Below are 26,951 nucleotides of genomic sequence, written 5' to 3'. Positions count from 1 at the left end.
GTCAATGCGCTCACGCACTCGCGATGAAATTATATGCGCCGAAATCAATATGATTCGATCAAAAAGCGCCCTATTCCGCCGCAATCGATGCCCGTGGCGCGTCCGCCAGCTCAATCGCCGCCGTCAGGTCAACCGAGAGCAAACGCGAAATGCCGCGTTCCTGCATCGTCACGCCATAGAGCCGATCCATCCGCGCCATGGTCAAATGATGATGGGTGACCACCAAAAACCGCGTGCCGGTTTCGCGTTCCACATCGCGCAGCAACAAGCAAAACCGTTCGACATTGGCGTCGTCCAACGGCGCGTCCACCTCATCAAGCACCGCAACTGGCGCCGGGTTGCAGCGAAACGCCGCAAAAATCAGCGATAAAGCGGTCAGCGCCTGCTCGCCGCCCGACAGCAACGACAAGGTGGCTGGCCGCTTGCCCGGCGGTTCGGCGAAAATCTCAAGTCCCGCTTCCAGCGCGTCTTCCGAGCCAACCAGCGACAGATGCGCGCGCCCGCCACCAAACATCCGCTGGAACAACGCCTGAAAATGCCGATCGATTTCCACGAATTTTTCGCGGAGGCGCTCGCGCCCTTCGCGGTTCAAATGCCCAATCGAGCCGCGCAGCTTGGCAATAGCCTCAGCGATTTCGCCCCGTTCCCGATCAATCCGGTCAATTTCGGTCTCGATTTCCAAAGCATCTTGCTCGGCACGTAAATTCACCGGCCCCATATCCTCGCGCTCACGGCTCAGCCGCTCAAAACGCCGCCGGGCGCGCTCAGCCGATTCGGGACTCGGGTCGATCACCACCGGCAAAGCAGGGTTAGCCCCAAGCCGACCGATAATCCGCTCCTCAACGCTGCCCCACGCGTGATCCGCTTCGGTGGCACGGGCCAACGCCGCATTCAGCCGCTCGGCACCGGCAGCTTCCGCCGCTGCCGCCGCTGCCGCCTGCGCTTGCCGATCGCGCGCGGTCCGTTCCGCCGCGGCTAGGTCTGACGCAGCCTCTGCATGCGCGGCGCGTGCTTGGGTAAGAGCGGCCTCGGCGTCTGTGCGCGCTTCTGCGCCGGACTGGGCTTGGGCCAAATGATCGCGCTGCTGCATGGCTTCTCGCAGGCGCGCCTGCAAATCAACCATGCGTGCCGCCGCATCGCGGGCGCGCTCGGCCCATTGCGGTGCCTCATTGGCGAGTTGCGCATGACGCAACCGAGCGCGTTCCGCCTCATCACGGGCCTGCGTCAACGCGTTGCGCGCTGATTGTTCTGCAACGCGCGCCGCACTGGCCGCCGCGCGCGCCTGATCAAGGGCCGCACGCAATGGCTCGCTCGCCCCCGTCGCGCTCAGCGCCACTTGGGCCGCCTGCAAGGCTGCCTCAGCTTCGGCGCTCTCTTGGGAAAAACGCTCCCGCGTCTCGCTCAACGGCGCAACGCGGGCCGCCAAACGTTCGGCTTCCGCCTCGATCCGATTGGCCTGGGCGAGTTTGGTGGTGGCATCACTGCGCGCCCGATCAACGCGCTGTTCCGCTTCCCGGCGCGCCATACGGGCAGCGGCTTCCTCATCACGCGCCGTTCGCTCTTGCACGCTGGCGGCCTCGCGCGCGGCCTTGGCCGATTCTGCGGCTTGCGCACACGCAGCATGGTCGCGCTTGAGTTTCGCCAGCCGGTTCCGTTGCGCCAGCCGAGTTGCGACGTCGCTCGGCGCGCCGGCGCGCATCGTGTAGCCATCCCAGCGCCATAAGGCTCCATCGCGCCCCACCAAAATCTCGCCCGGCTGCAGCATTTCTTGGAGCGAAGCGCCGTCAGCCCCCTCGGGGAGCAGCAAAATATGATCGAATGCGCGGGCAAGGGCAGGGGGCGCGGATACATACCGGCTCAGCGTCTCCAGCCCACCCTCACGCGGTTTATGGAGCGGCAAAGCCCGCCAAAAACGCGGCGCCTGCGGATCAAGCCCGGCTGATAATTCTGCGGGCAAGGCTGCGCCCAAAGCCGTCTCCAACCCTTCGGCGACGTTGATTTGGTCGAGCACCGGCGCGCTGTCTCGGCCAAATTTTTGCGCCAACATCGCGACCAACCCATCACGCTCGGCGGTGATGCGCGAGAGTGCGGCCTCGGCCTCGGTCGCGGCGCGGCGCGCCGCATCGAATTGCTGCGAGGCCGCTTCGCGCGCCGCTTCACTGGCCTCGGCGCGTTGGCGCGCTGCGTCCAGCGCTACTTCGGCGGCTTCCCGCGTCGCCTCGGCAGCAACCGCGTGATCGCGTGCCGCTTGCAATTGTTCAGCCGGGATCAGCGTGGCGAGCGCTTGTTCATGCGCCCGGACCGCGTCACGGGCGCGGCTGGCAGCGCGGTTCGCCCGCTCCTGTGCGGCATTGAACGCAAGCTGTGCGGCATCCGCCGCCGCCTTATGCCCGGCCAGATTGGCCGCCGCCGCCTCGACGCTCGATTCCGCATCCGACAACGCGGGCAGTGACGCCGCCAACGCCGCCTCAGCCGCGGCAATCGCCGCCGGCGCGTCGTGCAAACGCTGATCCAACAGCGCGATCTCACTGCGCAACCGCTGGATCGCGGCATCAGCATCCTGACCAATCCGCTGGGCGTGCTCCAAATCGCGCTCGATTTGGGTCATCCGCTGGCCGATCTCAGCCTGGGCCGCCGCCGCCGCCCGCATGCTTGCCTCGGCCTGCTCGGCGCCAATCCGTGCCCGTTCGAGGGCGGTTCGATGTTCGGCTTCACGCGTGCGGAGCGGGGCTAGTGCCGCATCGGCACCCTCCGCCGCCTGCGCCGCTTCGCGCGCCTGCTGGCGCAACGCGGCGTCATCGGTCCGGGCCTGCTGCACCGCCTCATGCGCCTTGGCACGGTTGGCTTCCGCCAAAGCCCGTTCAATGGCGGTGGATTCCAGTTCGGCATCGCGAATGGCGCCCGATAGGATGCGATAGCGCGCCGCCTGCCGTGCCTGCTTGCGCAGCGCCTCCAGCCGAATTTCCGATTCGCCGCGTAACTCCTCGGCCCGCGCCAAATTTTGCTCGGCGGCGCGTAGTTTCAGCTCCGCCTCGTGCCGGCGTGCATGCAAACCGGCGACGCCAGCCGCCTCTTCCAAAATCCCGCGCCGATCCTCAGGTCGGGCCTCAATCAACGCGCTCACCCGGCTCTGACTGATAATGCCGGCACTGCGCGCCCCGGACCCTAAATCGGCGAACATCGTCGCCACGTCGCGCGCCCGCAATTCCCGCCCGTTCAGCCGGTATGTGCTGCCCGATCCACGCTCGATCCGCCGGGAGACCTCGATCGAATCCGCATCCTGAAACGGCGCCGGTGCGGTGCCCGCCGCATCGGCCAAACCGAGTGTCACCTCCGCGAGATTACGCGCCGGGCGTGTGGCCGTGCCCGCGAAAATCACGTCATCCATCTCGCCGCCCCGCAGCGATTTCGCACTCGCCTCGCCCATCGCCCAGCGTAACGCATCCACGATATTGGATTTACCGCAGCCATTCGGCCCGATAATCCCGGTCAGACCGGGCAGAATCTCCAGCATCGCCGGTTCGGCGAAACTTTTGAAACCAGCGATCCGCAGATGCGATAGGCGCGCGGTCAATGCAGCCCTATGCCTCCCCGATCAGTGAAGAAAATTGTTGAAAATCAACGGCGCCCGTATGTTTTTTGCCTTTTTGGGGAAAGTTTTTGCCCCTGAATATGAAAGTGGGTGTTCCATCAACCTTATAGACTTTTTCAGCATGCTTGCGTTCACCAATGATGAATTTCTGCAACGGCACACTAGACACCGCCGCGTTGAAGCTGGCCCGATCCATGCCGGCGAGGGCCGCGAATTTGAACAAGGCGTCCTGATACTCCGGCAGTGTCTTCAGTTTGGGATCATAGGCCCACTCATATTGGTGGGAAAACAACATATCATTGAACGCCACATAGCGGCTCTCTGGGAGCGACCGGGCCACGGCAGCGGCCATAACCGATACACTATCGAGCGGAAAATCTCTAAAAACATAATATAATTTTCCAGTTTTTACATAAGCGGCAATGATTTTCGGGAGAGCATGAGTGGCAAATTCCGCGCAATGCGGGCAACCCATCGAAAAATATTCAATGATTTTCAATTTGGCATGCGGATTACCGATGGCTCGGATACCGAACGGGTTAATCGTGTCGGCGGCGCGGCCAAGTGTTGGCGCGAGTGCAGCAGCACCGACTAGAGCTAGTGTGTTACGGCGCGAAATCAGCATGTGGACCCCTATATATTGTGATATCGTTACACCATACGGTGACGGGACCGCAATCGGCGATCCCGTCTTACGCCGATTATAGCCGCCGATTGTGACGACGGCGAGGCATCACCTCGTCACCCTTGCGCGATAATGCTTGGGCAGCGTGTCGTGATTGGTCAGTTTCTAAGGTGGATGGGCCATGAGTTCTCGCGCCGGAACGCCAGCGAGGCGTTACTGGCCGAGGGCGCGGCTGATTTTTTGGTCGGTTTTGTATTGGCTGAGTGCGTAGACCGACCAGATGGCGGCGGGGATCCAGCCGATCAGGGTGATTTGCAGGATCAGGCAGATGATCCCGGCGATTGGGCGGCCAATGGTGAAAAATTGCAGCCAGGGGAGCAGCAGGGCGAGGAGCAGGCGCATGGCGATCAAGTTCCGATTAAGAGGCGTTATAGGCCATTATGGCGCAAATTGATGATATCGACCAGAGCCCCGGCCTCGCTCGCGGGGGCGTGGGGCGCGCGGAGCAAAAGGGCGTCGGCATTGGTGAGGCGGCGCAGCATGGCGGAATCTTGGGCGGCGAATGGGGTGACTTGCCAGGTCCCATCTGCGTCGCGGGCGAGGGTGGCGCGCAGATGATCGGCACGGCGGTCATTGGCGGGGAGCGAAACGGTGCAGCGAGCCGGTTCGCGCACGGGCGGATCACCGGGTAGGCCGGAGAGATATTGGATGGCGGGGCCTGCGAACAGCAGGGCGCAAACCAGGGCGGAGACCGGGTTGCCGGGCAGCCCGAGCACGGGCAGGGTGCCGAGCTGGCCGAACATCAAGGGTTTGCCGGGGCGCATCGCAATGGTCCAGAAATTTTGCACCAGCCCTTCATCGGCCAGGGCATCGCGCACCAGGTCATGGGCGCCGACGCTGGCACCGCCGGTGGTGAGCAGGAGGTCCGCATGGCCAGCGCTGGCGGCGGCTTGCGCGATGGCTTCGCGGTTATCGGCAGCGATCGGCAGGATCAGCGGTGTGGCACCATGGTTGTGGATGAAGGCAGCGAGGGCATGGGCGTTGGAGCTGATGATGCCGCCGGGTGGGATTGGGGTGCCGGGGAGTGCAATTTCATCGCCGGTGGCGAGGATGGCGATGATGGGCTTGCGATGCACGCTGAGCCAAGGGTGATTGGCAGCGGCGGCGAGGCCGATGGCGCGCGGGGTGAGGCGGATGCCGGGTGCCAGCAAATCATCATCCAGGGCAAAATCCTGGCCCTGGCGGCGGATATTCTGACCCGGTTTGGCATCCGCGTGAAAGCGGACTTGATTGCCGGTGATCTCGGCATTTTCCTGGATGATCACACAATCAGCCCCTGCGGGCAGGACGCTACCGGTATAGAGCCTGATCGTCTCGCCGGGCCGGAGCGCGCCTGCGAACGGGTGGCCCGCTGGCGCCTCGCCAATGATTTCGAGCGTTTTGCCGGCATCGGCGGCGCGGAGCGCGAACCCATCCATCGCGGAGAGATCATGCGGTGGTTGGTTAAGACGGGCGCGGATTGGCGCGGCGAGCACCCGGCCTGACGCCGCACTGAGCGGCACGATTTCGGGATGGGTGGGTCGCAGCGCAGCGAGGGTGCGCGCGCGGGCTTCCTCAATGGAGATCATGGCGCGGAAAACTCGCCGGATTTGCCGCCGGATTTATGGGTCACGCGCAGATCATCGATCCGCATCGCGCGATCCACCGCCTTGACCATGTCATAGAGGGTGAGGGCGGCAACCGAGGCGGCGGTGAGGGCTTCCATCTCTACGCCCGTTGGGCCGGTGGTGCGGACCATGGCCGCGATCTGCACCCCCGGCAGCGCAGGATCGGGCATCAGATCGATGGTGACGGCGGAAAGGGCGAGCGGGTGGCAAAGCGGGATCAAGTCGGCGGTGCGTTTGGCCGCCATGATCCCGGCGATGCGGGCCGTGGCCAGCACATCGCCTTTTTTCGCGGTGCCGGCCAGAATCAGCGCCAGCGTGCCGGGTTGCATGATGATGCGGCAGGCGGCACGCGCCTCGCGCATGGTTGCGGGTTTCGCGCCGACATCGACCATGCGGGCGGCACCCGTTTCATCGATATGGGTCAGGTTTGGATGGGTGAGGCTGGGTGTTTCGCTCATGGAGCGAGGCCAAGCAGGGCTTGCGTCGCTTCCTTGATATCAGGCTGGCGCATCAGGCTTTCGCCGACCAGCACTCCTTGGACACCGGCGGCTTGCAGCCGTTGGATATCGGCATAGGAGCGGATACCGCTTTCGCCCACCACAAAGCGTTCGGGCGGAATTTGCGGGGCCAGGCGTTCGGACAGTCCGATATCGGTGACCATAGTTTTCAGATCGCGATTATTAATCCCGATTAATCGCGCTTGCAGGCCCAATGCGCGGTCAAGCTCGGATTGGTCGTGGATTTCGACCAGCACATTCATATCAAGCCCGGTCGCGAGTTCCTCGAAGCGGCGGGCCTCGTCATCGGTCAGGGCGGCCATGATCAGCAGGATGCAGTCAGCGCCGATGGCGCGACTTTCGTAGATTTGCCACTCGGTGAGGATAAAATCCTTGCGCAAAATTGGCAGATCGACTGCATCGCGCGCATCTTGCAGATGGGTGTTGGTACCTTGGAAATAACTGGTGTCGGTTAGCACCGAGAGGCAGGCCGCGCCGGCGTCGCGATACGCGCGGGCAATGGCGGCAGGATCGAAATCAGCGCGGATCAGCCCCGCCGAGGGTGAGGCTTTTTTGATTTCGGCGATCAGGCCGGTGCGTCCCGCCGCTGCGGCATCCATCAAGGCGCGGGCGAAGCCGCGCGGGCGCGGGGCATCGGCAACGCGGGCTTTCAGCTCCTCAAGCGGTTGGCTCGCGCTGCGCTGGGCGATTTCGGCGCGGGTATTGGCGCAGATGCGGGCGAGGATGTCGGTCGATGCGCTCATCGGGCGGGTTCCGAAAAATTGGGTTTGGTCAGCGCGCCGGCACTGGCGCGGCGCAGCCGATCAAGGGCGGCGCGGGCGGCACCTTGATCGATGCTGCTCGCGGCCATACGCGCGGCATCGCGAAAATCCTCGGTGCGCCCAGCAACGATCAGCGCTGCAGCGGCGTTGAGGATCACGGCGTCGCGATAGGCGCTGTGTTCACCATCGAGCAACGCGCTGAGTTTGCCGGCGTTATGGGTGGCATCGCCGCCGATCAGCGCGGTGAGCGGGGCGCGGGTGAGACCAGCTTGCTCGGGGGTGATGGTGAAGCTGGTAATGGCGCCGTTATCGAGGGCGGTGATCTCGCTCGGCCCGGCCAAAGTGAGTTCGTCCAGCCCTTGGCCATGCACGATCATGGCACGCAGCGTGCCGGTTTGGGCAAGGGTTTCGGCCATCGGGCGGGCCCAGCTCGGATCGTAAACGCCAATCAGCTGTCGGCGCACCGAGGCTGGATTGGCGAGCGGGCCGAGCAGATTGAAAATCGTGCGGGTGCCCAGCGCGATGCGGGCGGCGGCGGCGTGGCGCAACCCGGCATGATGGCGCGGCGCGTAGAGAAAAACGCAGCCTGCCTCGGCGAGAATCGCCGAGAGGCGTTCAAACGGGGGTTCAGCCACAACGCCTAAGGCGGTGAGCACATCCGCTGCACCAGCGCGCGAGGACAAAGCCCGATTGCCATGTTTGGCAACCGGCACATCAAGGCCCGCCAGCACGAAGGTGACGGCGGTGGAGATGTTGAGAGTGCCAACCCCATCGCCGCCAGTGCCACAAACATCGATGGCATCGGGCGGCGCCGCGATCGCGCGCATGCGTTCGCGCATGGCCCGCACCGCGCCGGTAAGTTCGGCGGTGGTTTCGCCGCGCACGCGCATCGCGAGCAGCATGCCGGCAATTTGTGCATCGTTGGATTTACCATCGATGATCGCGCCGAACGCCGCTTCGGCGAGTTCTTCACTCAGCTTGTCGCCGCGCGCCAGGCGATCCAGCACTGGCTTCAAATCGGCCAAGATTTCGATATTGCCCTGATTGCGGCCCCGCACGAGGGCCAGGAAGTTGCGCAGCAGCGTGTGGCCATGGGCGGTAGCGATGCTTTCGGGGTGAAATTGCACACCGAAAATCGGCAAATCGCGATGGCGCAGCCCCATGATCAGGCCGTCTTCGGTGAAGGCGGTGGGGATCAGCGCGGCAGGTAGGGTCTCGCGCTCAACGATCAGTGAATGATAGCGGGTCGCCTCGAACCCATCCGGCACGCCGGCGAACAGATCGCTGCCTTGATGGCGGATGGCCGCCATTTTGCCGTGCATCGGTTGCGGCGCGCGGATCACCTTGCCGCCGAACGCCTGGCCGATCGCTTGATGACCCAGACAGACACCAAGGATCGGGATTTTGCCGGCGGCAGCGCCGATCAGGTCAAGGCAAATACCGGCCTCATTGGGCGTGCAGGGGCCAGGCGAGAGCACAATGGCTTCCGGGCGGAGCGCAAGGACTTCTTCAGGCGTGATTTTATCATTGCGCCGAACCAGGCAATCAACACCGAGATCGCCGAAAAAATGCACGAGATTGAAGGTAAAACTGTCATAATTATCAATAATCAGGATCATGGCGTGCTCCGGTTCGCGCTGACATATTGGGCCACGTCTTCAGCGGCACGAAACAAAGCGCGGGCTTTTTGCAGGCTTTCGGCATATTCGGCGTCAGGGTCAGAATCGGCAACGATGCCGACGCCCGATTGCACATAGAGCGTTTGATCTTTGATCAGGGCGGTGCGCAAGGCAATGCACGTATCCATTGTGCCGTTGGCGGCGAAATAGCCGATGCAGCCGCCATATAAGCCCCGGCGCGAAGGTTCAAATTCCTCGATGATCTCCATGGCCCGAACTTTGGGCGCGCCGGAGAGCGTGCCGGCGGGAAAACCCGCGATTAGCGCATCGAGCGCGTCGGCATCGTCGCGGATTTTGCCCTCGACGGTCGAGGAAATATGCATCACATGGGAAAACCGCTCAATCGCGAAGCTCTCCGTCACGGTGACCGAGCCGATTTTAGCAACCCGGCCAACATCGTTGCGCGCGAGATCAAGCAACATCAAATGCTCGGCGCGCTCTTTGGGGTCTTCGAGCAACTCCGTTTCCAAGGCTTCGTCTTCGGCGCGGTCAGCACCGCGTTTGCGGGTGCCCGCGAGCGGGCGGATGGTGATGGTGCCATCGCGCAACCGCACCAGGATTTCCGGACTGGAGCCAACCGCTTGATAATGGCCGAAATCAAGGAAAAACAGAAAGGGCGCCGGGTTGATCCGCCGCAAACTGCGGTAAAAAGCAAAGGGTGGCGCGGTATAGTCCAGGGCGAAACGCTGGCTGGCCACCACCTGAAAAATATCGCCCGCCGCGATATAGTCACGCCCGCGCTGCACCATCGATTTAAATTCTTGCTCGGTCATGTTCGAGCGTGGCGGGCCTGCGGCTTCTGTCGAGCCGAGCAAATGCGGGGTTGGTTGATCAAGCGCCGCTTGGGCAGCGTCGATCCGGGCGAGGGCTGACTGATAGGCGTGTTGGGCGGATAGGCCGGGGCGCTGCCAAGCGGGTGCGGCGAGCGTGATCTCATCCTTCACCGAATCGAAAATCGCAAACAGCCCCGGGCGCATCAGCACCGCATCGGGAATGCCCAGCGTATCGGGGTTGGTGGCCGGAAGCTCTTCCATCAGCCGGACCATGTCATAGCCCAGATACCCGACCAGCCCGCCGGTCATTGGCGGAAGATGTTCAGGCAAGGTCAGCCGGGTTTCCGCGATCAGAGCGCGCAGACTGGTGAACGCATCGCGCGGGTCAGCCACGAACGCGCCGGGATCGCTCGCCGCATCGCGATTGATGCTGACCGCTCCTGCCTCGCAGCGCCAGACCAAGTCGGGTGCGAAGGCGATGACCGAGTAGCGTCCGCGCACCGCACCGCCTTCGACGCTTTCAAGCAGGAGCGAAAAGGGTTTGCCGTGAGCGAGGCGCAGAAACGCCGCGACCGGGGTGATCAGATCGGCAGCCAGAACCCGCCAGACCAACGCGCCAGGGCCGGCGGTGTAGGTCGTGACGAAGGCGCTTTGTTGATCGGCGGTGGCGGCGTCCATTGTGGCTCCGGAGGGTGTTGCATCGGGTAACGGGGTTAAGAGCTGATCTGATGAACGATTTTATCGTTGATTTTGACGTGATCGCGTTGGCGCAGGCCGGTGGCAAAGCTCTGTAGAATGGCCGTTTGCATGCTGTTATCAAGCACTTTGGCGAGTTGGGTGTGTAAATTTTTGGCGGCTTGCCCGGTAGGCGGCGTGATCGCCGTGACCGTGGCGACCACAAAGCCAATGCGGGTCTCGATCATGGTTGGCTGGCCTTGCTTGAGCGCAAACAAAATCGGCAATAGGCGCTTGGGCAGAGGTTTGGGCAGTTTGCTGCGACCAAACGGCCCTACCACCGTCATCGGCAAGCCCGCCGCACTGGCGGCTTGGGCGAGCGTTTGACCAGATTTAACTGCCGTGACCAATTGGGTCGCCGCGATATTTTGCGCATGCTCAAGCTGATGCGCGGTCCAGTCGGCAAGCACAGTGGCCTTTACGCTGTCATAGGGCTTGAGCTGCGGCGGCGTGATTTTATTCACGCTGAGAATGAAATCATTATCGCCGGGCGTTTTATGGAACGACGGAGCCGCCCCTTGCGGGGTGGTGAAGGCGGCGTTGATCACGGCCTGGCGTAAGGGGGGCGGACCGGGGATGTTGACCGGGCTGCCATCCGGCTGCCGGCCTTGGGCATCAAGCGTGAGTGTCGTCAGGGTCAGGTGCAGATCAGCCGGCATTTTATCGAGCGGGGTGTTGCCAGCCAGTGCGTCTTGCAATTTCGGCATGATCGCGTCGATCTTCGCGCGGGCGGCGCGCAATTGCAGCGCGGCTTTGATCTGATCCGCAACCTGGGCGAGCGGGATGGCACCGGCTTGCGTCGCCTTGGTGACTTTAAAGATATAGGTGCCAATCGCGCCTTTGATCGGGCCGGTGACAATATCGGGGCTGGCCGCGAAAACCGCTTTGGACAAACGCCCGGAGGGCAGGGAGTCAGGCTGTGCATCTTTAAACGTGACGGCGGTTGCTGTGGCCGCGTTTGCGGCTGCTTTCATTGCAGCCCAGTTTTTGCCACCGCGCCAAGCGCTGGCAAGGGCCTTGGCGCTCTCTGCCGATTCGGCGGTGATGATCTCGACGGTACGCTTGGCTGGCGTCTGATAGCGGGCAATGTCGGATTGATATTGAGCAGCAATCGCGGATTGGCTGATCGTGAGGGTCGGCGCCAGCAGGCTCGGGGCCAGCACGGCGACCTGAATGGTGCGCTGTTCGGGCGTCGAAAAACGGTCCGGATGGTTGCGCCAGAATCGGCGTAGCACCGCCAATGAAGGGGGGTTTGGCGCGGTTGCGGCGGCAAAGGGCAGCTCGACATAAGCCGCACTGCGCGATTGACCGAGGAAATTCGAGAGTTGATTGACCAGCGGCTGGGGCGCAACCGCACCGGCAGCAACCGCTTGCACCACTTGATCGGCATCGATGCTGCTGGCGAGCTCGGTCATGAATTGATCGGGCGTGATATGGTTTTGCGCGAGCACCTGATTGAAGGTGGTTTTGCTGAATTTGCCATCGGTGCCTTGGAAGGCGGCGATGGCAAAAATCTCTTTGCGCAGCGCATTCGGCGCGGCGGCAACCCCGAGGCGATTGACTTCGCGCGCCATGGTGGCGCGGTCAATCGCTTGGCCCACCGCTTGACCGGCAAAAATCCGCCGCAGCGTCGCTGACGGCGCTTTGCCACCCGATTGGGCGGCGTAGCGGTTGATGGCGTTCTGATAGGCGGTCTGTATGGGCGCGAGCGGCACGGCATTGCCCGCGACGGTTGCGACTGCCGTGCTGGAGCCAATCAAGGTCACTACATTGGCGATTCCCCAGAACACGAACACGATGATGAGGATTCCGAAGAAAATCCGGACAATCCAGTTATCGAGCAATTGGCGTATCGTGGAGAGCATGCGTTGTTCCTGATCGACTGAAGGCGCTCCGTTTACCACGAGCGCGCCCGATTGCCAGCCTCCGGTCCGATTGCCAGCCTTCGGTCCGATTGCCAGCCTCCCGATTGCCAGTTTGGGGGATGAGTGGTTTATCGGTGGGATCATCGCAGCGGGAGCAAAAATGCGTCAGTTGATTGCGGGCAATTGGAAAATGAATGGCACGTTCGGCGCGTTGGCGGCGTATGCGGGCGGGTTGAAGGCGGGCCTCGCTCGCTTGGGTGCGGTTGATTTGCTGGTCTGCCCGCCCGATCCGCTGGTGCGCCCACTGATCGAAATGCTGGGGAGCGAAAGGGTCGCGGTGGGGGCACAGAATTGTGGCGAGAAGCGCGCAGGTGCCCATACCGGCGATGTTTCGGCTGATTTATTGGCGGAATTGGGTGCAAGCCACGTGATTTTGGGCCATTCCGAGCGGCGCCTTGATCATCATGAAACCAACGCACAGGTGCGCGCCAAGGCCGATGCGGCGATTGGCGCGGGGCTGACCCCGATCATCTGCGTCGGCGAATCGAGCGCGGAGCGCAGCCAGGGCGAGGCGGTAACCGTGGTGCGCGCGCAATTGGCCGGCAGTGTGCCGGAGGGCTTCGCCGGGGTGATTGCCTATGAACCAATCTGGGCGATCGGCACGGGGATAGTGCCAACCGACGACGAAATTGTGCAAATTCACGAGGCGATCCGGACGGCGCTGGTGCGCCAATTGGGTGATGCGGGTGCGGGGATGCGCATTCTCTATGGCGGATCGGTCAAGCCGGATAATGCGCAGGCAATTCTGGCGCTGCCGGAAGTCGGCGGGGCGTTGGTGGGTGGCGCCAGCTTGAAGGCCGAGGATTTTCTGGCCATTGCGGCGGCGGCGGCAGGGGGGTAAGAGCGGCGTGCGTTGATCAAACTAGGCCGCACGGCGTAAGCCGAATTGGCCGTTTTGATGCGCGCGCCCTGTCATTCGGAAGGCTGCGATGATTACTGTTTTGCTTGTGCTGCAAGTGTTTGTCACCTTGGCGTTGATCGGCGTGGTGCTGATCCAGCGCAGCGAGGGTGGCGGATTGGGGTTGGGGACCAGCCAGGGCATGGGCAGTTTCATGACCGGGCGCGGCACCGCGACATTATTGACGCGCACCACGGCGGTTTTGGCGGCCTTGTTTTTCATTCTCTCGATCGCGCTCGCCATGCTCTATAAGCATAGCGGTGGCAGCGGCGCCGAATCGATACTCGATCATCCGCCAGCGGCGCAGGCACCGCTCACCTTGCCAGGGGCTAAACCGGTGATCCCCGCAGCACCCGCACCGAGCGGCATGGCCGTGCCGTTGCCAACCGCCCCCGCCGCGCCGAAAGCGCCCGCTGCCCCCGCGACGAAATCGCCGTAATCGGAGCAAAAATGATGGTCTGGGGATGCCGGGGGTTCTGGCCTGAACGGGTCGTGCTGTGCTACGCCAATCGTCCATGACGCGGTTTGTATTTATCACCGGCGGCGTGGTCTCTTCGCTCGGTAAAGGCATTGCTTCGGCGTCGCTTGGCGCCTTGTTGCAAGCACGGGGTTATCGGGTTCGGCTGCGAAAGCTTGATCCGTATTTGAATGTCGATCCGGGAACGATGAGCCCGTATCAGCATGGCGAAGTGTTCGTCACCGATGATGGCGCCGAGACCGATCTCGACCTTGGCCATTATGAGCGGTTCACCGGCGTGCACGCGACGAAATCCGACAATGCAACGACGGGGCGAATTTATTCCGAAGTGATCGCGCGCGAGCGGCGCGGCGATTATTTGGGCGCGACGGTGCAGGTGATCCCGCATATTACCGACGCGATCAAACAGGTGGTTGTGCGCGATACTGAGGGGTTGGATTTCGTGCTGGTCGAGATTGGTGGCACGGTCGGTGACATTGAGAGTTTGCCGTTCCTCGAAGCGATCCGGCAATTGGGCAATGAGTTGGGACCGGACGCCGCGATGTTTGTCCACCTAACGTTGGTGCCCTATATTCCGAGTGCCGGCGAGCTGAAAACCAAACCGACGCAGCATTCGGTCAAGGAATTATTGAATGTCGGCATCCAGCCGCAAATGCTGATTTGCCGCTGCGACCGACCGATCCCGGATGGCGAGCGGCGCAAAATTGCGTTGTTTTGCAATGTGCGCCCCGAAGCGGTGGTGCCGGCCTTGGACGTCTCCACGATTTATCAGGTGCCGATTTCCTATCACGAAGCGGGCATGGATCGCGAAGTATTACGGCATTTCTCTTTGCCGCATGATCAGATGCCCGATTTGAGCCGGTGGCGGCAAATTGTCGATGTGGTGCGCGCGCCGGAAGGCGAAGTGAAAATCGCCGTGGTCGGCAAATACACCAATCTGCTCGATAGCTATAAATCGCTGGCGGAAGCCCTGGCGCATGGCGGGATCGCGAATCGCGTGAAAGTGGTGCTCGAATGGGTCGATTCGGAAGTGTTCGAACAACCCGGCGCGGTGGCGCGGCTTGATGGCGTGCATGGTATTCTGGTGCCCGGCGGCTTTGGCGAGCGTGGCACCGAGGGAAAAATCGAGGCGGTGCGGTTTGCCCGTGAGCGCAGCGTGCCGTTTTTAGGGATTTGCTTTGGCATGCAGATGGCGGTGATCGAGGCGGCACGCAATCTGGCCGGGTTGACCGCCGCATCCTCCACCGAATTTGGCCCGTGCGAGACGCCGGTGGTTGGCTTGCTGACCGAGTGGGCGCGCGGCAACGAGATTGAACGGCGGGCCGCCCAAGGCGATTTGGGCGGCACGATGCGATTAGGCGCTTACGCGGCGAGCCTCGCTGAAGATAGTCTGGTCTCCGCCGTTTATGGCGGCGCGGTCAGCGTCGAAGAGCGGCACCGGCATCGATACGAGGTCAATATTCATTTCCGGGCAGCGCTGGAGGCGGCGGGCTTGCGGTTTTCCGGCCTCTCGCCAGACGGGATTTTACCCGAAGTTGTTGAATATCCCGATCATCCCTGGTTCATCGGGGTGCAATACCACCCCGAACTCAAATCCAAACCGTTTGAGCCGCATCCACTATTTGCCGGGTTTATCGAGGCGGCAGTGAAGCAGGCGCGGTTGGTATGAGTCAGGAAGCAGCGGCAATTTCAGCCGTGGTACCGCGCATTGTTTCAATTGGCACGCTGCTGGTGGCCAATGATCGGCCCTTCACCCTGATTGCCGGCCCGTGCCAGATTGAAAGTGCGGCGCATGCGATGGAAATCGCCTCCGCCTTGGTGGCGATGACCACGACCCTCGGTATCGGGCTGATTTTCAAATCGAGCTATGATAAAGCGAACCGGACGTCGGTATCCGCGGGGCGCGGCCTTGGTCTGACGGCGGGGCTACAGGTTCTCGCCGATATTCGTGCCAAATTCGATGTCCCGGTGCTGACCGACGTGCATGATGTGGCGCAAGTCGCCCCGGTCGCCGAGGCGGTTGATGTGCTGCAAATTCCGGCCTTTCTGTCGCGCCAGACCGATTTATTGCTCGCGGCCGGCGCAAGCGGGCGGGCGGTGAATGTGAAAAAGGGCCAGTTTCTGGCGCCCTGGGATATGCGCCAGGTAGCGGCGAAGTTGGCCAGCACCGGCAATCAGCGGATTCTGCTCACCGAACGCGGGGCGAGCTTCGGCTATAATACGTTGGTGAGCGATTTTCGCGCCCTGCCGATTATGGCGCAGACCGGCTATCCGGTGGTGTTCGATGCGACCCATTCCGTGCAGCAGCCCGGCGGGCAGGGCCACGCCTCCGGCGGGCAGCGCGAATTCGTGCCGGCCTTGGCACGGGCGGCGCTCGCGGTTGGGTGTGCCGGCTTGTTCATCGAATGCCATGACGATCCGGATCACGCCCCTTCGGATGGGCCAAACATGATCGCGCTGCGCGATATGCCTGCTTTATTGGCGCAGCTGCAGCGATATGACGCGTTGACAAAAATTTGATCGGATCATTTCCAACCTAGTCGTGTCTTTATAAAGATTATAAGCGCACGCGGCTCATAATTTGCAAAAATTCACATACACTTGCGTAGATTGGCGATATTCATTCGATATTGGCCGTGGCGCCTGAAGCCTGATCTGGGGATCTGATCGGGCGATCCATAATTTGCCCGCGCAATCGGCCCGCGCTGAGATTTTTGGCGGACGGCGTTGTAGTGTGATGCAGGTCACAGATTTGGCGCCCTTCATGCCCTAATTCTTGGTCACCGAGTGAAACACCAAAACGGTTGAACGGAGGGCGATGATGAAAAATTCTTCTGAAGATCAGGCGTTTCAGAAGAGCATGATCAAGCCCTACTGGACGCTCGCCGAGCTTTGGCCGTTTTTGTTGGCTGTGCTGCTCATTATTGGGTTTTGCCTCTCTGGAGGTGCTCTGCACGGATAATCAGGGTTAAGTCGCGTCAAAGGCTTGGGCGGGTCGATGACGTGACGACGATATTTAACCGGGCCAAGCACTGTTTGGTCAGGGCTCCCGCGATAATAGGACTGAGAATTCGACTCAACGTGTTCTCAAGCGCTGTGATTTTAGAGGCTCGAAAGCCGGTTCGCATTGCGGACCGGTTTTTTTTTGATCATACACTCAAATGGTTCGCCAAATGGGGGGTGCATGATGAGAATCAGCAAATGAGCACAACGGTGCGCGACGCACGGCAGTTTTTGGCCCGAACCGATTTGTTTAGTTCTTTCAGTGACCATGATTTCGATGTGTTGCTGTCCTGCGCGCGCGAGCGGGCAATGCGCCGTGATGAGGTTTTGTTCCAGCGCGGTGATCCGGGCGTCTCGATGATGGTGATCTTGGCGGGCGAAGTGCGGATCATACTACCTGGCGAGCAGCGCGATGATCAGGTTTTGAATCGGTTATCGGCAGGGGCGGTGTTTGGCGAGATCGCGTTGTTCGACGGCAAGCCGCGCAGTGCCGACGCTGTTGCTGCGACCAATGGACGGCTGCTGGTCATTGAGCGATCGGCGATGCTGCAGGTTCTGGAGCGGGACGGTGAATTTGCCCGCCGGGTGATCGAGATTATTTGTCTACGGCTGCGTGCAACTTTATCCCAATTGGATGCTTTGTTGTTTCAGGACGTGCAGAGCCGAATTCTCGGTCATTTGGCACAGCTGGTCGAGCAGCGCGGGATCGATCGGGTCGATATCACCCAGAACGAGCTAGCCCGCGTGGTCGGCGCCGCGCGCGAGACGGTGAACCGTAAGCTCCAGGAGATCGAGGCCGCCGGCCTGATCACGCTCGCGCCGGGGCGGATTTTAATCCGCGACTCGGCCCGCTTGCGCGGGCTGGTGCTGGGCCGTTTTGCCCTGCGCTAAGTCGGCGGGCGGTATCTCGCTCAGCCGCCGAAATAGCCGGGCAGAATTTTGGTATGCGTGCTTGCCGGGTTCTCGGCCAGCAATCTTGGATCGGTGGTCACGATAATCCGTCCGGCCATTGGATCACCAAAGCCATGCACACCCGGTCGCACTTTGGCAACGAAGCGATTGCCCGGCTCTTTGGCGATGATGGCATGCACCGAGCAATAATAATCATGGACGCCCTGATGCTTGAAGCTGATGCTGTAGGTCGCGACCTTGTGGCCAGGCCCTTTGGTGCCTGCAACAGCGCCGTCAAACCGTTTGCTGGTGGCACCCGTCACCGGATTATAGCCAATGATCGTATGGCCACCGGTATCCTCATTCACGAAAATCACCGTCTGGCCGGGGGCTGCGAACACGGTGCGCTCCAAAAACATGTTGGCGCCGTTCATATGGACATAGATCGGCTTGCCGGCAGCTTGGACCGACATGGCAGCCGGCTGGATAGCGGCGCTGCGCTGTGCAGCGGGGCGATGTAAAGCGGGTGGCGTATGCAGCATTGGAAACTCCTGCTGATGCGGCTGATGGATCAGCCGGTGGACATCGGGGCGCTGGGCACCACGATGGGTTGATGGGGAATGCTGACGGCAGGGAATTGTGATTGGGATGCGAGGTCGATCCAGCTATTGCCGATCAGCACTTCGGACTGGCTGAACCGCGCCTTATACGCCATTTTCGGGCTCTCAGGCACCCAATAGCCCAGATAAACATACGGTAGCTTTAATTCCTGCGCGCGGGTGACCAACCAAAGAATGGCCTGTGTGCCCAGTGAGCGGCGCGGCAATTCCGGGGCGTAAAACGAATAAACGGCGGAGAGGCCATCGGTCAGCCGATCGGTCAGGCAACCGCCGATCAACCGGTCTTCCTTGTCGCGAAACTCAACCAACCATGTTTCAATCGGCGTGTCTTCGACCATGGCGCGGTAATCATAGAAACTCATCGACGCCATATCGCCATCGCCGTGGCGGGTGCGCTGATAGCGCTGGAACAGCAAAAATTGCTCACCCGTCGCGCGGGGCGGCATCTCATAGGCGTGCAGATCAGCATTGGCAGCAGCGATGCGGCGCTGGGTGCGGCTCGGCACGAACTCAGCGGCGCGAATCCGTATCGGAATGCAGGAACGACAACCCGGGCAAACCGGCGCGTAAGCGATGTTGTGACTGCGCCGAAAGCCGCCTCGTGAGAGCCGATCATGCAGCGTATCGGCGTTAAGCCCGGCCAGATCCGTGACCACCTTGCGCTCAGTTCGGCCCTCGACATAGGGGCAGGGCAGGGAGGCCGTGGTATAAAAAAACTGCGGCGCCTGACGTGATCGGTAGGTCATGCGGCGGCCTGACGTGATCGATCGGTCATGCGCGGCGCAGGCTTCACCACGATGACCGATAAAGTCGCGCAACCGCGCTTTGGGTCCGGCAAGACCAAGTGATCATTCAACGTCCCGTCATAATCCGTTCAACCAATTCCTTCACCGAAGGAATGAAGCCATTAGAATAGAACGGATCGCGCGCGAAGCGGTAGCCATTATGGCCGCTAAACATCAAATTGTGATCGACCGAGGCCGGATCATCATGATCGTGAATAATGTCCTGCAGGGTCTTTTGGATGCAAAAGCTGCGCGGGTCAGCCTTTTTGCCATTGTCGTAATCCGGGCCTTCTTGCGACCAGTTGGAGAACCGGCAATGCGAGAGACAGCCCATGCAATTCACCTGGTCGTGCCGGATCGCTTCGGAGGCTTCCGGCGTCACAAACACCATGGTTTGATCCGGGGTGCGTAACGCTTCTGAATAACCCTGCGCCATCCATGCCTGGGCGCGGTTGAGATCGCCCGGCGTCACGTAAATGATGCGCTGGCGTGGCCCAATCGGCAATTCGGCGGTGTGCTCGCCGACCGCCTCGGTGGTGTAGGGAATTTGGCGTTCTGAGCGCGCGCGCAAATCACCGATGAAATCATTATTCACCGCACTCGAATAAAATCCGGTCGGTGAGAAGCGATTAAGGAAAATATCGCCCTCTTGCAGCGTCAGCAGACGCTGTTTCCATGCATCGCTAATCGGGCTTTCCTGGGTGAGCAGCGGGCGGGTGCCAAATTGAAAAGCGATCGGGCCGAGTTCGGGATTATCGATCCAATCTTCCCATTCTTCGAGCCACCACACGCCACCGGCCATAATAATCGGCGTTTCGCCGAGGCCGAATTCGCGCATCTGCTTGCGCAATGCAATGACCCGCGGCAGCGGGCTTTCCGGCTTGGTCGGGTCTTCGCCATTCGACAGGCCATTATGGCCACCAGCCAGCCACGGGTCTTCATACACCACGCCGCCGAGCAGATCTGAAACCCGATGATAAGCCCGGCGCCAGAGCGCGTTGAAGGCGCGAGCCGAGGAAATGATCGGGTAATAATGCACGTTGAATTTGGCGGCGATTTCTGAGAGGCGATACGGCATGCCAGCCCCACAGGTGATGCCGTTGATCAGGCCTTTAGCGCCTTCGAGAATGCCGGTGATCACCCGCTCCGCGCCGCCCATTTCCCACAGGATATTGGCATTGATCCGGCCCTGGCCGTTCGAGGATTCATAAGCGCGTCGGGCCTGCGTAATACCGCCTTGAATGGCGTAAGCGATAAGTTCTTCGTGGCGATCGCGTCGGGTGCGGCCATGATAAATTTGCGGGATCGGCTGGCCGCTGGCATCATAGCTATCGGCATTGACCGCACTGATCGTGCCAACCCCACCGGCAGCGGCCCAATGGCCGGCCGACAGTCCATTTGAAACCGCAACGCCTTTGCCACCCTCCACCAGGGGCAGGACATCGACGCCGCCCATGCGGATGGAGTTAATCGCCTTCATAATTCGCTAGACCCATTCCCTCAACGCGTCATTAACCCAAAAGCGGGCAAACAGCCGACGCATGCCGCTGCGACACAAACCCACTGAACGATACCACAGGCCTGATCCAATATCTATCGGCTCGCTCCGTCATTCGGCAAGTGCCGGTAGCGCATCCACCCTGATTTGCGCAATGCGCAGGCCGGACAATCATCGCAGCCATAGCCCCATTCATGCAGATGGCGTCGATCACCCCGGTAGCAACTATGCGAGAGCACGCGAATAGCCTCAACCAAGCCCGCCCCGCCCAGGCGCTCGGCCAAGCGCCAAGTGGCCGCTTTGTCGAGATACATCAAGGGGGTGTCGATCAGGATTGGCCGATCAAGCCCCAGGGTCAGCGCCGATTGCATCGCGGCCATCGTGCTCGCGCGGCAATCGGGGTACCCTGAATAATCGGTCTCGCACATCCCGCCGACCACCGCCTGCAAATCGCGCCGATAGGCGAGGGCTGCCGCGTAGGTGAGAAACAACAGGTTGCGGCCAGGCACAAAGGTGCTGGGCAGGCCCGACGCGGTGAAGGTAATTTCCATCGCGCTGGTCATCGCGGTTGCGCCGAGTGCGGTCAGCGCCGGTTCGATATTCAGCATATGATCGGGGCCGAGCCGGTCGCCGAACGGCGAGGCGGCGGCAATGGCACTGCGCAGCGGTTCGCGACACTCAATTTCGATTGCGTGGCGCTGCCCATAGAAAAATCCAATTGTTTCAACGCGCTGATACCGCGCCAGCGCGTCAGCGAGGCAGGTAGCGCTGTCCTGGCCGCCGGAGAATAGCACAAGGGCGGCATGGGCTGGGCTTGACGGTTGGGGCGCGGGCATGTCGTGACCCTGCCCGGTGTTGGCGCTTCGATCAAGGGCCGGGTTGCTCTTGATAAACCGCGCTGAGGGTGCGATTCCCAACCGATGATCTTAGATTTCTCTGAAGCCGAGATTACCCGCTATTCACGCCATATCTTGTTGAAGGAAGTGGGCGGCATCGGGCAGGCACGGCTGCGGGCGGCTTCGGTGCTCATTATCGGGGCTGGCGGGTTAGGCTCGCCGGCGGCGCTGTATCTGGCGGCGGCGGGCATCGGGCGGATCGGGTTGATCGATCACGACCAGGTCGAGCTATCGAATTTGCAGCGTCAGATTGCCCATAGCGAGGCGCGGATTGGTATGGCGAAAACGGCGTCAGCGGCGGTGGCGATGGCCGCGGTCAATAGACTGGTGACAATTGAGGCCCACCCGGCGCGGATCGATGCCAGCAATGTTAATCAATTCGTGGCCGGTTATGATCTGGTGCTGGATGGCACCGATAATTTTGAGACGCGATTTTTGGTCGCAGATGCCTGCGTGCGCGCCAAGCGAACCTTAATCTCGGCGGCGGTGTTGCGCTTCGAGGGGCAATTATCAACCTTCAAGCCGCATGAAGGGGCGCATTGCCCCTGCTATCGTTGTTTATATCCCGAACCACCGCCGGCGGGGCTGGTGCCGCGCTGCTCGGAGGCCGGGGTGCTCGGGCCGGTGACCGGGGTGATGGGCGTATTGCAAGCGACCGAGGCGATGAAGGAAATTCTGGGCATTGGCACCTCGCTCGCCGGCGTTTTGCTGCTGTGGGACGCGCTGGATATGCAGTTTCGGCGTATTGGCATCTCGCGAAATCCTGATTGCGCCGTGTGTGGCGGGGAGCGACTCGATGATTAAGTCCATCAACAAGCCAAAATCGGTCAAACGTGCGCTCGGATTGGCCCTGCTCCCGCTGTTTTTGGCTGGCTGGCACGCACCCCAAGTGGGGGCTGGCCCTGGCCCTGCCGTGGGTAAATCAACCGGCTGGCCGGTGCCGCGCTTTGAAAGCTTGGCAACCGACAAAGCCTATGTGCGCGCGGGGCCCGGTTTCCGCTACCCGATTTTGTGGGATTATCATTGGCGCGATATGCCCGTTGAGGTGATCGGTGAGTTCAATGTGTGGCGCAAAGTGCTGCTCCCCGATGGCGCGACGGGCTGGATCCATGAGGCGCTGCTCCATGGCACGCGTGGCTTCATCGTGATTGGCGGGCGCCATACGGTGCGCGCACAACCCACGGCGGATGGTGAGCCGGTCGCGTACGTGGATAAGGGCGTGGTCGGGGTGATCCGTCGCTGCGATGCCGGATCGGCTTGGTGCCGGGTGCTGGTCGATCATCGCACCGGATGGCTGCGGCGGCGCGATTTTTGGGGCGATTTTGCCAATGAAGCGATTAAGTGACCCGTCGCGGTAGTTTTCCACAGAAATCTTCGCTGCGCCGCCCAACTATATATTGAGGATAGCTGGCCTCTGCTATACCGTATTTGGTATATCAATGGAGGCTGAGCATGGAATGGTCTGAGGATCTGGTCACCCGGTTGCGGGCATTATGGGCCGAGGGGCTGACCACTGCCGAAATCGGCCGTCGTCTGGGCATATCGAAAAATGCAGTGGTGGGAAAGGCGCATCGTTTGGATTTGCAGGGCCGTCCCTCGCCCATTCGTCGCGATGGCGCTCAGTCGGGTCCGCGCCGTGCAGCAGCCCCGCGCCGGGTGCATGGGCCAACATTGCCGCCATTGACCCCGGTGGCGCCGATCACCACGCGCCCGGTGGCCGAGCACGAACCAGCCATCGAGTCGGCGCTGGTGGAGACTGATGACGATCAGGTCGTTCCAGAAAAGACACCAACCCCGGTGCGCCGGGTGACCATGGCCCCCGCTTTGGTCTCGCGCGCTGCGTCAACCCCGCGCGTCGCGGCCTGCTGTTGGCCCATTGGTGAGCCGGGCACGGCATCTTTCCGATTCTGTGATGACGCGGCGATGACGGGAAAGCCCTATTGCGCCACCCACGCGGAAATCGCCTATGTCCGGGTGCGCGATCGCCGAAGCGACGCAGCCTAATCATTAGACTTGCGCTGATCGGCCCTGTCTTGCACACAGGGGATCAATGAGGCGGTCAATGCAACGATGTCTGATCAATCGGGATGATCGGACTAAGCGGCCGTTGTTCTAGAGGCGCAGCGCGGATGCGCCGATTAGGGGATGAATGGGCGAGAGCATAGGGGCGCGGGATCGGCAATTACCGCGCCACGCGATGGATGCCGATGATGTGAGGCAGGCCTATCGGCGGTGGGCTGGCATATACGATGCCGCGTTTGGTGCTGTGTCGCGGCGCGCACGGGCGGCTGCGGTGGCTGCGGTGAATGCCGCACCGGGCGCGCATGTGCTTGAGGTGGGGGTTGGCACCGGGCTCGCTTTGCCACTCTATCGGCGTGACAAACGTATTATCGGCATTGATTTATCAACCGAGATGCTGGAACGTGCCCGGATGCGCGTGCAGCGCGAGCGGCTCGATCATGTGGCCGCCTTGTTGGAATTGGACGCCCAGGATACCGGGTTTGAAACAGGCCAGTTTGACGTCGCGGTGGCGATGTTCGTGGCCTCGGTGGTGCCGGATCCGCGCGCATTGGCCCGCGAATTGCGCCGCGTGGTGCGCCCGGACGGGCTGATTTTGTTCGTCAATCACTTTGCGATCGATCATGGGCTGCGCGGATGGATCGAGCGGCTGATGACTCCCGCCTCGCGTAGTCTGGGCTGGCATCCCGATTTTACCCTTGACCGGCTGTTTCCGGTAGAGGATGCGGGGACTGCGCGGCTCGAAACTTCCGTGACAGAAATGCCACCATTAGGGATTTTTCAACTTGTTTCGTTGATTAATCGCTGAAAGTCTTCTGTTGCCATGGCTGTATCGAGCGCGCTTGAAGTGCAGTGATATATGCCATAATACGTTATACGATAGCGGTTGTTGGTGGTGGTTGGTTCTGGAACAATGCGGGAGCGATGCTGTCTCGGTGATCGTGTCTCGGCAATGGATTGAATATCGAACGAAGGAAACTCGGAATTGTCCCGGCAAATAACGATGCGACCGGCCAAATTGGCCTCGATGACAATGCGGTTGGCTTTGGTGGCTCTGGCGGGGGTGGCTCTGGCGGGCATCGTTGGTGCCACGCTGGTCCACACCGCCCAAGCTTCTGGCTTGCCGACCAATTCGGCAGGCTTGCCGGTCCACGCGCCGCAGCCTTGGGAATGGTGGCTGCAGCCCTCCGCCAGCCCGGTTGAGAAAAGCATCGATTGGATGATGCAATATGTGCTGTGGATGATGTTCGGCGTGGTCGCGCTGGTGGGTCTGCTGATTGCCTACATCGTGTTCCGGTTCAACGCGAAGCGAAACCCGGTGGCATCGACGACGACGCATAACACCTTGATCGAAGTGATCTGGACGCTGGCGCCGGCAATCTTGTTGGTGGCGGTGGTGGTGCCGTCGCTGAACCTGATTTATCAGCAATCGGATTATAAACATCCGTATATGACGGTGCGGGTTACCGGCCATCAGTGGTATTGGGAATATTCCTATAATGGTGCCAAGGGCGTCGATTTCACCTCCTACGCAATCCCGCCGGATAAGTTGAAACCCGGCCAAATCCGGCAATTATCGGTCGATCATCCGCTGGTGGTGCCGGCGGGCAAGAAAATCGTGTTCCAGATCACCAGTGGCGATGTGTTGCATAGTTTCTTCATCCCCTCGCTCGGCGTGCAGCGTTACGCGATCCCTGGGCAAATCTGGCGTCAATGGACAAAAATCGACGCGCCGGGTGTTTATTATGGGGAATGCAACCAGATCTGTGGCATGAACCATGATAATATGCCGATCGAGATCGTGGCGCTGCCGATGAAGCAGTTCCAAGCTTGGCTGGCAAAGGCGAAAACGGATGCGGCGCAAGGCGACGTGCCGAAGGTGCATCCGTATGAAGTTTTAGCCGACAACGCAGTGAAATAATGATTAAATCCGTCTCGCGGGTTTTTTAGGAGAGTAATCGATGTCGTCGTCCGTTCTACCTGGCCATGATGTGCACAGCGCCCATGATCACGGCGCGCACAAGCCGAGTTTCGTGCGCCGTTGGCTGATGAGCACCAACCATAAAGATATTGGCACACTCTATATCACCTGGGCGATTATTGCCGCCCTCGAAGGCGGTGTGCTCTCGATGATCATGCGTGCGCAATTGATGCACCCGAACAACACGATCATCACTAACGGTCAGACCTGGAACGCGATTGTCACCGCGCATGGTCTGCTGATGATCTTCTTTTTCGTGATGCCAGCTTTGATCGGCGGTTTCGGCAACTGGTTCGTGCCGATGATGATCGGCGCGCCGGACATGGCGTTTCCGCGGCTCAATAATATGAGCTTCTGGTTCCTGTTCATGGGCTTTATTTTCGTCAATCTCGGCTTGTTAGTCGGCCATGGATCGGGCGTGGGCTGGACGCTGTATCCGCCGTTGACCGATAGCACCTATCAACCAGGCCCGGCGGTCGATTTCACCCTGTTCTCGCTGCATTTGGCCGGTATTTCCTCGCTGCTCGGCGCGATCAATTTCATCGCGACCATCCTGAACATGCGCGCACCGGGCATGACGATGCATAAAATGCCGTTGTTCGTGTGGTCGATTTTGGTCACGGCGTTCCTGCTGCTGCTCGCCATTCCGGTGCTGGCCGGTGCGATCACCATGTTGATCATGGACCGCAATTTCGGCACGTCGTTCTTCGAGCCGGGTGGCGGCGGCGATCCGGTCTTGTTCCAGCATCTATTCTGGTTCTTCGGCCATCCTGAAGTGTACATCATGATTTTGCCGGCGTTCGGCATTATCAGCCATGTGGTCTCGACCTTCTCGAAAAAGCCGATTTTCGGCTATCTTGGTATGGTCTACGCGATGGTGGCCATCGGCTTCGTCGGCTTCGTGGTTTGGGCGCACCATATGTTCGTCTCGGGCATTTCGGTCGATTCCAAAGTCTATTTCGAAGCGGCGACCTTGGTGATTGCGGTGCCGACTGGCGTGAAAGTGTTCTCCTGGTTGGCAACCATGTGGGGCGGCTCGATTGAGTTGAAGACGCCGATGCTGTGGGCCATCGGGTTCATTTTTATGTTCGTGGTCGGTGGCGCAACCGGTGTGGTGCTCGCGAATGCCGGGCTCGATACTGAATTGCATAATAGCTACTTCATCATCGCGCATTTCCATTATGTGCTGTCGATGGGGTCGGTGTTTGCGATCTTTGCTGGTTTTTACTACTGGATCGGCAAAATGTATGGTCGCCCTTACCCGGAATTCTGGGCCAAGGTGCATTTCTGGAGCTTCTTCATCGGCGTTAATCTGACCTTCTTCCCGCAGCATTTCCTGGGTCTGGCCGGCATGCCACGCCGTTATCCGGACTACCCGACCGCTTTTGCCGGCTGGAACTATGTGTCTTCGGTTGGGGCGATGATTTCTGGCGCGTCCTCGGTCGTGTTCCTTTACATCCTGTTCCGGATTTTTACCTCCAAGCAAGTTTTGGCGGATAATTATTGGGGTCAGGGTGCGACGACTCTCGAATGGACGGTGCCGTCACCCGCGCCGCACCATACGTTTGAAGACGTGCCTGTTATTCGCTGAGTGAAGAGGTTCAGAA

General features: G+C 60.9%; 25 protein-coding genes. 11 read left to right on the top strand and 14 right to left on the bottom strand.

Annotated features, from left to right (window positions below):
* Nucleotides 1–70 precede the first annotated feature (70 nt).
* The 9 genes from ACYUCQ_RS07540 to ACYUCQ_RS07500 all read right to left on the bottom strand — a co-directional run bounded on the left by ACYUCQ_RS07540 (nucleotide 71) and on the right by ACYUCQ_RS07500 (nucleotide 12,215).
* Nucleotides 71–3,574 carry a chromosome segregation SMC family protein gene (locus tag ACYUCQ_RS07540; RefSeq protein ID WP_460253904.1) on the bottom strand — a complete coding sequence of 1,168 codons (3,504 nt, stop codon included), beginning with the start codon at nucleotides 3,572–3,574 and terminating at the stop codon, nucleotides 71–73.
* Between the two features lie 7 nt (nucleotides 3,575–3,581).
* The gene (locus ACYUCQ_RS07535; RefSeq protein ID WP_460253903.1) at nucleotides 3,582–4,217 is read right to left on the bottom strand and encodes a thioredoxin domain-containing protein; all 636 of its coding nucleotides are present in this window, start codon (nucleotides 4,215–4,217) and stop codon (nucleotides 3,582–3,584) included.
* 213 nt (nucleotides 4,218–4,430) lie between these two features.
* A complete protein-coding gene (locus ACYUCQ_RS07530) occupies nucleotides 4,431–4,619 on the bottom strand; it encodes a YqaE/Pmp3 family membrane protein (RefSeq protein WP_460253958.1) in 189 nt (62 codons plus the stop codon).
* A gap of 26 nt (nucleotides 4,620–4,645) precedes the next feature.
* Entirely contained in the window at nucleotides 4,646–5,845 is a 1,200-nt protein-coding gene (locus ACYUCQ_RS07525; RefSeq protein ID WP_460253902.1) for a molybdopterin molybdotransferase MoeA, read from the bottom strand.
* Nucleotides 5,842–6,342: a cyclic pyranopterin monophosphate synthase MoaC gene (gene moaC / locus ACYUCQ_RS07520; protein WP_460253901.1), complete on the bottom strand. Its 501-nt coding sequence runs from the start codon at nucleotides 6,340–6,342 to the stop codon at nucleotides 5,842–5,844. Before moaC ends, ACYUCQ_RS07525 begins: the two co-directional genes overlap by 4 nt.
* Nucleotides 6,339–7,145 (bottom strand): indole-3-glycerol phosphate synthase TrpC, encoded by an 807-nt coding sequence (gene trpC, locus ACYUCQ_RS07515; RefSeq protein WP_460253900.1) that lies wholly within the window; start codon nucleotides 7,143–7,145, stop codon nucleotides 6,339–6,341. Before trpC ends, moaC begins: the two co-directional genes overlap by 4 nt.
* Nucleotides 7,142–8,782 (bottom strand): bifunctional anthranilate synthase component II/anthranilate phosphoribosyltransferase, encoded by a 1,641-nt coding sequence (locus tag ACYUCQ_RS07510; protein WP_460253899.1) that lies wholly within the window; start codon nucleotides 8,780–8,782, stop codon nucleotides 7,142–7,144. The genes trpC and ACYUCQ_RS07510 overlap by 4 nt, the downstream gene beginning before the upstream one ends.
* Entirely contained in the window at nucleotides 8,779–10,293 is a 1,515-nt protein-coding gene (gene trpE / locus ACYUCQ_RS07505) for an anthranilate synthase component I (protein ID WP_460253898.1), read from the bottom strand. The genes ACYUCQ_RS07510 and trpE overlap by 4 nt, the downstream gene beginning before the upstream one ends.
* A 35-nt stretch (nucleotides 10,294–10,328) precedes the next feature.
* Nucleotides 10,329–12,215, bottom strand: a complete 1,887-nt coding sequence (locus tag ACYUCQ_RS07500; protein ID WP_460253897.1) for a peptidylprolyl isomerase — start codon at nucleotides 12,213–12,215, stop codon at nucleotides 10,329–10,331.
* A gap of 160 nt (nucleotides 12,216–12,375) precedes the next feature.
* Here ACYUCQ_RS07500 and tpiA point away from each other — a divergent pair, with 160 nt between their 5' ends.
* The 4 genes from tpiA to kdsA all read left to right on the top strand — a co-directional run bounded on the left by tpiA (nucleotide 12,376) and on the right by kdsA (nucleotide 16,171).
* On the top strand, nucleotides 12,376–13,116 hold the full coding sequence (tpiA, locus tag ACYUCQ_RS07495) for a triose-phosphate isomerase (RefSeq protein ID WP_460253896.1): 741 nt from the start codon (nucleotides 12,376–12,378) through the stop codon (nucleotides 13,114–13,116).
* An 88-nt stretch (nucleotides 13,117–13,204) separates the two neighbouring features.
* Entirely contained in the window at nucleotides 13,205–13,612 is a 408-nt protein-coding gene (gene secG, locus ACYUCQ_RS07490) for a preprotein translocase subunit SecG (RefSeq protein ID WP_460253895.1), read from the top strand.
* 76 nt (nucleotides 13,613–13,688) lie between these two features.
* On the top strand, nucleotides 13,689–15,320 hold the full coding sequence (locus tag ACYUCQ_RS07485) for a CTP synthase (RefSeq protein ID WP_460253894.1): 1,632 nt from the start codon (nucleotides 13,689–13,691) through the stop codon (nucleotides 15,318–15,320).
* Complete coding sequence (kdsA, locus tag ACYUCQ_RS07480; protein ID WP_460253893.1) at nucleotides 15,317–16,171, top strand: 3-deoxy-8-phosphooctulonate synthase; 855 nt, start codon at nucleotides 15,317–15,319, stop codon at nucleotides 16,169–16,171. The genes ACYUCQ_RS07485 and kdsA overlap by 4 nt, the downstream gene beginning before the upstream one ends.
* Before the next feature lie 100 nt (nucleotides 16,172–16,271).
* On the opposite strand, the gene ACYUCQ_RS07475 is transcribed toward kdsA, so the two are convergent.
* A complete protein-coding gene (locus ACYUCQ_RS07475; protein WP_460253892.1) occupies nucleotides 16,272–16,607 on the bottom strand; it encodes a hypothetical protein in 336 nt (111 codons plus the stop codon).
* 245 nt (nucleotides 16,608–16,852) lie between these two features.
* Here ACYUCQ_RS07475 and ACYUCQ_RS07470 point away from each other — a divergent pair, with 245 nt between their 5' ends.
* Nucleotides 16,853–17,545 (top strand): Crp/Fnr family transcriptional regulator, encoded by a 693-nt coding sequence (locus ACYUCQ_RS07470; protein ID WP_460253891.1) that lies wholly within the window; start codon nucleotides 16,853–16,855, stop codon nucleotides 17,543–17,545.
* Between the two features lie 20 nt (nucleotides 17,546–17,565).
* On the opposite strand, the gene ACYUCQ_RS07465 is transcribed toward ACYUCQ_RS07470, so the two are convergent.
* The 4 genes from ACYUCQ_RS07465 to queC all read right to left on the bottom strand — a co-directional run bounded on the left by ACYUCQ_RS07465 (nucleotide 17,566) and on the right by queC (nucleotide 21,284).
* Nucleotides 17,566–18,087 (bottom strand): cupredoxin domain-containing protein, encoded by a 522-nt coding sequence (locus tag ACYUCQ_RS07465; protein ID WP_460253890.1) that lies wholly within the window; start codon nucleotides 18,085–18,087, stop codon nucleotides 17,566–17,568.
* A 29-nt stretch (nucleotides 18,088–18,116) separates the two neighbouring features.
* Complete coding sequence (locus tag ACYUCQ_RS07460; protein WP_460253889.1) at nucleotides 18,117–18,911, bottom strand: arginyltransferase; 795 nt, start codon at nucleotides 18,909–18,911, stop codon at nucleotides 18,117–18,119.
* 106 nt (nucleotides 18,912–19,017) lie between these two features.
* On the bottom strand, nucleotides 19,018–20,430 hold the full coding sequence (locus ACYUCQ_RS07455; RefSeq protein WP_460253888.1) for an NAD(P)H-dependent flavin oxidoreductase: 1,413 nt from the start codon (nucleotides 20,428–20,430) through the stop codon (nucleotides 19,018–19,020).
* A 113-nt stretch (nucleotides 20,431–20,543) separates the two neighbouring features.
* Nucleotides 20,544–21,284: a 7-cyano-7-deazaguanine synthase QueC gene (gene queC, locus ACYUCQ_RS07450; RefSeq protein ID WP_460253887.1), complete on the bottom strand. Its 741-nt coding sequence runs from the start codon at nucleotides 21,282–21,284 to the stop codon at nucleotides 20,544–20,546.
* Nucleotides 21,285–21,368: 84 nt separating this feature from the next.
* On the opposite strand from queC, the gene ACYUCQ_RS07445 reads away from it, so the two are divergent.
* From ACYUCQ_RS07445 to ctaD, 6 genes are all read left to right on the top strand, one after another.
* Nucleotides 21,369–22,148, top strand: coding sequence for a HesA/MoeB/ThiF family protein (locus ACYUCQ_RS07445; protein WP_460253886.1), 780 nt, complete (start codon nucleotides 21,369–21,371; stop codon nucleotides 22,146–22,148).
* A complete protein-coding gene (locus ACYUCQ_RS07440; RefSeq protein WP_460253885.1) occupies nucleotides 22,141–22,689 on the top strand; it encodes an SH3 domain-containing protein in 549 nt (182 codons plus the stop codon). The genes ACYUCQ_RS07445 and ACYUCQ_RS07440 overlap by 8 nt, the downstream gene beginning before the upstream one ends.
* 107 nt (nucleotides 22,690–22,796) lie before the next feature.
* The gene (locus ACYUCQ_RS07435; protein ID WP_460253884.1) at nucleotides 22,797–23,348 is read left to right on the top strand and encodes a GcrA family cell cycle regulator; all 552 of its coding nucleotides are present in this window, start codon (nucleotides 22,797–22,799) and stop codon (nucleotides 23,346–23,348) included.
* Nucleotides 23,349–23,493: 145 nt separating this feature from the next.
* Nucleotides 23,494–24,171 (top strand): class I SAM-dependent methyltransferase, encoded by a 678-nt coding sequence (locus ACYUCQ_RS07430; RefSeq protein ID WP_460253883.1) that lies wholly within the window; start codon nucleotides 23,494–23,496, stop codon nucleotides 24,169–24,171.
* A gap of 219 nt (nucleotides 24,172–24,390) precedes the next feature.
* Nucleotides 24,391–25,284, top strand: coding sequence for a cytochrome c oxidase subunit II (coxB, locus tag ACYUCQ_RS07425; RefSeq protein ID WP_460253882.1), 894 nt, complete (start codon nucleotides 24,391–24,393; stop codon nucleotides 25,282–25,284).
* A gap of 40 nt (nucleotides 25,285–25,324) precedes the next feature.
* The gene (ctaD, locus tag ACYUCQ_RS07420) at nucleotides 25,325–26,935 is read left to right on the top strand and encodes a cytochrome c oxidase subunit I (protein WP_460253881.1); all 1,611 of its coding nucleotides are present in this window, start codon (nucleotides 25,325–25,327) and stop codon (nucleotides 26,933–26,935) included.
* The last annotated feature ends 16 nt before the right edge of the window (nucleotides 26,936–26,951 follow it).

It is taken from the genome of Acidiphilium sp. MT5 (assembly GCF_054767495.1).
The sequence above is the reverse complement of the archived record's forward strand: the minus strand, read 5'-3'. Positions and strand labels throughout refer to the sequence as shown.